We start from the raw sequence: 5,811 nt of genomic DNA, 5'->3' as shown, positions 1-5,811 counted from the left end.
GGGCCGGGTCAAGTTTGACGCCTGGGTCGTTTCGGCGCGCACCAGGTGGCGGGCCAGGAGTTCCAGGGCCTCGGTGACCTCGGGCAGATGGGCGGACTCGGTGTCGCCGAGGGCCTTGGCCAGTGCCGCTTCGACCTTGGAGGAGCCGGCGGCCCGGACGGCGGCCACGCGGGGGGAGACCGTGGGGGACTGGCGCACCAGCGTGCGGCGGCGGTCGGCGGGGTCGGGCGCCGTCTGTACGGACCCGGCCTCGCGCAGGCGGGCGACGGCGCCGGAGACCTGGCTCTGGGGCAGGCCGGTGCGCTGCGCGGTCTCGCCGACGGTGGTGTCGGGGTGCGCGGCAATGTCCCCGGCCACGATCACCACGGAACGGGTGCCGCCGGCGTACTGGCCTGATCCGCCGGGGGGTTCGGGCAGGGCTTCCTCGCCGAGCTTCATCAGGGCCCGGCCCAGCAGGAACAGTTCGATTCCATCCACCCGGCCAAGATACGTCAGGGCAGATGCATCATTCGAGATGTATCTCTATTGATGTATCTGATTCGATGGATTAGGCTGATCGCAGAGCAGCGGACGAAGGGCCCGCGCCTCTCGCTACGGAGGAGTCGTCATGTCCAGCACTGCCACCACCAGCACAACTACTACCGCCGCGTCCGGTCGGGTCGGCACCCTCCGAGTTCCCGGCGCCGTCCTGCACTACCAGCTCCAGGGATCCGGGCCGCTGTTGCTCATCTCGCAGAGCGGGGAAGGCGATGCGGACCGCACCGTGGATCTGGTCCCGCACCTCACCGACGCGTTCACGGTCCTGACGTACGACCGCCGCGGTCTCTCCCGGAGCCGGCTCGACGAGCCCGGGCGGACCACGGCGCTCGCCGAGCATGCCGAGGATGTACACCGCCTGCTGGCCGCCGTCACCGACGAGCCCGCCCTCATGCTGGGGTGCAGCCTCGGCGCCGTGATCGGGCTGCATCTGGCTGCCCAGCACCCGGGGCAGGTCGCCGCCCTGGTCGCCCACGAGCCGGTCGCCCCGCGGCTGCTGCCGCCGGATCTGCGGGCCCGTCACGAGGCGGAACTCGCCGAGCTCCAGGCCGTCTACCGCACGGGCGGCCTCGCCGCGGCCTTCCCGGAGATGGCCCGGGTGCTCGGCATAGACCTCTCCCGGCGGGACATCGAGCCCGGCCTGACCCCGCAGCCGCTGGACGACCGGCGCCGCGCCAACTTCGGCTACTTCATAGAGCACGACTTCTCGGCGATCATCCAGGACACCCTCGACCCGGAGGCCCTGGCCGGCTCGGCGACCCGGATCATCCCGGCCCTGGGCGAGGCGACGCCGTCCACCGTCTTCGACCACCAGTGCGCCACCGCTCTGGCGGATCTGCTCGACACGGAGATACAGATCTTCCCGGGCGGGCACAACGGCAACAGCACGCACCCGAAGGCCTATGCCGCCCGGCTGCGCGGCCTGCTCGCCGCTCACCGCTGACTGGAGGAGATCCGGCTCGCCGAGCAGGAGATCGTCGAGGCGCTCATCGGGAACAGGTAATTGTTCACTCGGTAGATCCGGTGGCCTTGGGGCAGTGGTGGGCTACGGCTCTTGGTTGGGTTGTGGTCCACTCCTCTGATGAGGAGTTCGAGATCCGCCCGGAGCCGGATCGCCTGCCGGGGTTGGACTTCGTCCGGCTTGATGAGAGCAAGAAGGTTAAGAGCCGACTGCATCTCGACTTCAGGCCTGATGACCAGGACGCCGAGGTGGCTCGTCTTGTGGCTCATGGCGCACAGCGTGTTGATATTGGCCAGGGTGATCAATCGTGGGTTGTACTGGCAGACCCCGAAGGTAACGAGTTCTGTGTCCTTGGCCAGCGGCGTCCGTAAGAGGTCGTTTCCTCGTGAATGCAAGGAACGCATCGCCCACAGCATGTTCAGCGACGCGCTGATCGGCACCGCACTGGCCTGCACCATGCCCGGCCCGCCGGTTGCCGCTTCAGCCTTCGGGGCCGTCCTCGTGCCGGGGGTTGATACTGGTGGGCTCTCGTATTCAACTGTCACCAGTTCCCCGCGGAACCCAACGGGCCGGTGACCGTGTGTGATCTCCAGCGGCGTATCGGCTCCGCGTGTGCCCGGCCGGGCGGAGATTCACCCGCTTCGCCCACCGCCGAGCCGATGACTGATCATCTGCCTTGTGCGGCGGGACGGTTCGCAGTTTCGTGACCAGGCTTGAGGCGGCGGCTTATCGGCGGAAGTGGGCCTGGTGTTCGCGCAGGAAGGCGTCGAGGGTGCGGGGCGGGCGGCCGAGGATGTCGATGACGGTGGTGGTGGGGGTTTCGGGTCGGGTAATGGCGAGTTGCTGGATCTCCGTCACGTGGTCGGCGAGCCAGGTGGGCATGTGGGCGTTGTGGATGAGGTTGTCGCGCAGTTCGTCCGGGGTGAGGTTGACGTAGCGGATCTGATTGCCGGTCAGGGTGGTCAGTCGTGAGGCGAGAGTGGGGTAGGAGACGGCTTCGGGTCCGGTCAGGGTGTAGGTACCGCCGGCGATGTCGGGCCTGGTGAGGGCGGCGGCGGCGACGTCGCCGATGTCGCGGCAGTCGATGTAGTTGCAGGGCGCGTCGCCCGTCGTGCCGAGGATGATGCCCTGGGCGACGGTGGGGGCCAGGCGCAGGAGGTTCTGCATGAACGCGTAGGGGCGCAGGATGGTGTGGGTGAGGCCGCTGGCGCGCAGGTGTTCCTCGACGGCGTGGTGTCCGCGGGAGATGGCGACCGGGGAGTCGGGTTCGGCGGCCGGTGCAGAAATCTTGACGATGTGTCCGATGCCGGTGTGGGCGGCGATGTCGATGACGCGGGTTTCGAGTTCGACCTGTGCGGGGCTGTTGACCATGGCGAGGAAGAGCTGGCTGGCGCCCTTGAAGGCGGTGCGCAGGGAGTGGGGGTCGGTGGCGTCGGCGTACTGAACCTCGACGGGCGGTTGGTGTGCGCCGGTTAGGCCGGGGATCGGCCTGTGCGGGGTGCGGGTCAGTGCGCGGACGGGTGTGCCGAGTGTGAGGAGGCTGTGGAGCAGGGCGTTCCCGGTTGCTCCGGTCGCTCCCATGACAACGATCAACGTGTGCTCATTCCTTGGTGACTTCCCGGCGGCGGGTGCTGCCGGGGTGGGCTCGGTCGGGCTTGGGCTCGTGGGGCGGGTGGGCCCGGTGCTGGGGTGGGCTATGTCGGGGATGCTGTGGTGGTGCTGCGCCAGCGCAGGGTGACGATGGTGGTGGCGAGGGCTGCGGAGACGGGCAGGTCGATGCGCAGGCGCTCCAGCCACGGCGTGGCGGGGATCGGGGTGTGGGCGGGTAGCCATTGGGCGGTGAACCATCCCAGCAGGGCCGCCGCGCCGGCGGCGGTGATGACGAGTGCGGCGGTCAGGGCGACGCGCGGCGTGGTGGTGGTCCACCGTCGGGGCTGCCCGCCGTGCCGCAGCCAGGTGCCGACCAGGAACGCCACCACGGCGGAGGTGCCGGCGATGGAGGTGCAGGCGGCCACGGCCAGGCCCTGCTGCCCGGTGACGACTCCGGCGGTACCGGCCATCAGCGCGGGGGCGGCGTAGGCGGTCAGCACCTCGCGCCACAGGGTGAACGGCCGGGATGGCCGGGAGGCTGCCCGGTTTCGGCTGGTTCTGTCCTTCATTGCGGGCATGCTGGCCTCTTTCTCGTTCGTGTGAGGGAAGCGAAGGGTTGCGGCGGGGGTGGCAGGCCTACTCCGCCAATATAATTAGGTAGCTAACTATTGCTGCGCAAAAGGGGCCCTACCCGGAGGGCGGGGCCAAATCAGCTGAGGGTCGGGTCAGTCAGCGGCCAGGGCCGCACTGCCGCGCACGACGCGGGCGAGCAGATCCAGGAACACCGCACGCTCCTCGACGGAAAGCCCGCCCACCATCGCCTCAAGCCGCCCGAAATGCTCGGACGCCATGTCGCGCAGGCGCTGCGCCCCGCGCGCGGTCAGGACGGCCACCGTGCCCCGGCCGTCCTCCGTGGACGGGCGGCGGGCGATCAGGCCCTCGCGCTCAAGGCCGTCCAGCAGGCCGGTGACCGTGGCCCTGGAGACATCGAGGTCGACTGCAAGGCGCGAGGGGGATTTCTCCCCGCCGTGGTCTTCGAGGTCGGCGAGCAGGCGGTAGCGCCCCGTCGACAGGCCGAACCTGGCAAAGTGCGCCTCGGCCGCCCGGCCGACCCTCGCGCCCGCCGAGATCAGCCGCACCGCGACCAGCACCGCCTGCGGATCGACCTCCAGTCCGTAGTGCTCGACCTGCCGCCTGGCCTGGTCCAGCGTGGGCGCCTCGCCATCGATGCCGTCCCTCGTCATGCAAATAATATGGCGGCTAATCACTTGGCCTGTCAAGGCACTTCTCCGGGGTGGTGTGGCGGATGCCCCGGCGGTGTACGTGACGCCCACGGCCGGAACATCGGAACGAAAACCGGCGCTAAGGATCTGTCGGTCCTGGTGGGCGGCTGACGGGGCGTCGGTTGTGGGACCGCTCTGAAGTTGTCCCGCAGATAACACCCCAATATCTGCGGTAGCTTGATCCGTCACCTGCGGTGACGTTCGTCTGCCGCTACGTGAAGCGGCCCTGTTATCTGCGGCAAGAGGGGAAGCGGTGTCCATCGTCGTGCAGCTGCCGACCGGGAAGGTGTCTGTTCTCATCCAATCGAGGCGTTTGCTCAGCGAACCCAGTCGTTTTGGCTTTGTATCAGCGAACCAAGTCGCGCGGGCGATCGCACTGGGGGCCGGGCCACCCTCTACCGGCTGTATGACAAGTTGGCGACCGGCCCGGAGCAGAGCCACCACAAGGCCGCCCGCTGTAAGCGCGGGTCACGCGGCGGGCGGCCTGCGGGCTTCGACCGCTACGACACGGAAATGGGAGTCGCGGGCTGAAAGGCCCGCCGGTCAGGCGACTCCTGGCGCTCGGGCGCCTTCCGCGTCTTCACCCCGCCGACGATGAGCGCCAGCCCCACGACGACGATGCCGAGGTAAGCGGTGGACGGAAGGTCGACGACCTTGTGCATCCAGCCCCACTCCGTGCCGAAGAGGGTCTGCGAAGCGAAGCTGACAAGCCCCTGGGCTCCTACGACGTAGCCGATGCTTTCGACGGTGTATCCGATGGTTGTTCGCACGGATCAACCCTCTCGCGGCGGTGCCGCAAGATCGTCCTCCTCAGGGCCGAAAACACAGTAGGCCAAAGGATGCAGTCGCTTGCGGAGAGCACCGGCACAGCACCCCGCCGCGGCAGAGGAGTGGTCGACACCAGACGGCTCGAAGATCACGCCCTACGCCCAGCGCATGGGCCGTCGACCTTCCAGACCAGCTTGCCTCCGTTGTGGCGCACCGCGTCAGCAATGTCCATACCCACAACACCGAGACACGGCTCCTCAGCTGCGGACGGCGCAGAGCGCGCGGGGGCTGTCGAACGGCTGTCGATGAGAGCACTGGTCAAACGGCACCAAGTCACTTAGCGCACCATCCGAGGCGCCTTGGACATCCCTGAGCCCGCCGCTAGAAAGCCACTCCCTCGCCGACCAACCGCGATCGACCCCGTCCAGCACCTCATCGACGGCATGATCGAAAACGGGTACGGCCCCAAAGACATCTTGGTGCGGCTCACAGACGAGCACGAGCTCGATCTCCTACGGCACCATCAGGCTCCACGTCCAAAACCGAACTCTCCCAGGCTTCCGTCCACGGACTCCCGTCTCAACCAATCCAGTCCGCCCAGGTCACCGGCTTCCGGCCGACTAACTTCGCTGAGATAGGTCAGAAGGCGTTGGGTGCGGCTCTTCTGAAGGG

The 5,811-nt window shown here is 68.2% G+C and carries 7 protein-coding genes; 2 read left to right on the top strand and 5 right to left on the bottom strand.

Going from position 1 to position 5,811, the window contains the following annotated elements:
• On the bottom strand, window positions 1–438 hold a 438-nt coding region (locus tag J7I97_RS15150), incomplete at its 3' end, for a MarR family transcriptional regulator (protein WP_214935071.1).
• 169 nt (window positions 439–607) lie between these two features.
• Between J7I97_RS15150 and J7I97_RS15145 the strand changes: the two genes are divergently transcribed.
• Together J7I97_RS15145 and J7I97_RS15140 are read left to right on the top strand one after the other, a co-directional pair.
• The gene (locus J7I97_RS15145) at window positions 608–1,480 is read left to right on the top strand and encodes an alpha/beta fold hydrolase (RefSeq protein WP_214935067.1); all 873 of its coding nucleotides are present in this window, start codon (window positions 608–610) and stop codon (window positions 1,478–1,480) included.
• A complete protein-coding gene (locus J7I97_RS15140; protein ID WP_214935069.1) occupies window positions 1,477–1,869 on the top strand; it encodes a VOC family protein in 393 nt (130 codons plus the stop codon). Before J7I97_RS15145 ends, J7I97_RS15140 begins: the two co-directional genes overlap by 4 nt.
• A gap of 355 nt (window positions 1,870–2,224) precedes the next feature.
• Here the strand turns inward: J7I97_RS15140 and J7I97_RS15135 are convergent, their stop codons facing one another.
• From J7I97_RS15135 to J7I97_RS15120, 4 genes are all read right to left on the bottom strand, one after another.
• On the bottom strand, window positions 2,225–3,079 hold the full coding sequence (locus tag J7I97_RS15135; RefSeq protein ID WP_308369433.1) for an NmrA family NAD(P)-binding protein: 855 nt from the start codon (window positions 3,077–3,079) through the stop codon (window positions 2,225–2,227).
• 113 nt (window positions 3,080–3,192) lie between these two features.
• Window positions 3,193–3,657: a hypothetical protein gene (locus J7I97_RS15130; protein ID WP_308369434.1), complete on the bottom strand. Its 465-nt coding sequence runs from the start codon at window positions 3,655–3,657 to the stop codon at window positions 3,193–3,195.
• 156 nt (window positions 3,658–3,813) lie between these two features.
• Complete coding sequence (locus tag J7I97_RS15125; protein WP_214935062.1) at window positions 3,814–4,332, bottom strand: MarR family winged helix-turn-helix transcriptional regulator; 519 nt, start codon at window positions 4,330–4,332, stop codon at window positions 3,814–3,816.
• Window positions 4,333–4,871: 539 nt separating this feature from the next.
• Window positions 4,872–5,141 (bottom strand): hypothetical protein, encoded by a 270-nt coding sequence (locus J7I97_RS15120; protein WP_214935060.1) that lies wholly within the window; start codon window positions 5,139–5,141, stop codon window positions 4,872–4,874.
• Window positions 5,142–5,811: the final 670 nt, after the last annotated feature.

This window comes from Streptomyces sp. ISL-87 (genome assembly GCF_018614095.1).
Taxonomy (GTDB): Bacteria; Actinomycetota; Actinomycetes; order Streptomycetales; family Streptomycetaceae; genus Streptomyces.
The sequence above is the reverse complement of the archived record's forward strand: the minus strand, read 5'-3'. Positions and strand labels throughout refer to the sequence as shown.

Bases quoted from the DNA above. Each gene is read 5' to 3' on its own strand.
- J7I97_RS15145 (WP_214935067.1), top strand. From the start codon at position 608: ATGTCCAGCACTGCCACCACCAGCACAACTACTACCGCCGCGTCCGGT.
- J7I97_RS15135 (WP_308369433.1), bottom strand. From the start codon at position 3,079: ATGGGAGCGACCGGAGCAACCGGGAACGCCCTGCTCCACAGCCTCCTC.
- J7I97_RS15130 (WP_308369434.1), bottom strand. From the start codon at position 3,657: ATGAAGGACAGAACCAGCCGAAACCGGGCAGCCTCCCGGCCATCCCGG.
- J7I97_RS15125 (WP_214935062.1), bottom strand. From the start codon at position 4,332: ATGACGAGGGACGGCATCGATGGCGAGGCGCCCACGCTGGACCAGGCC.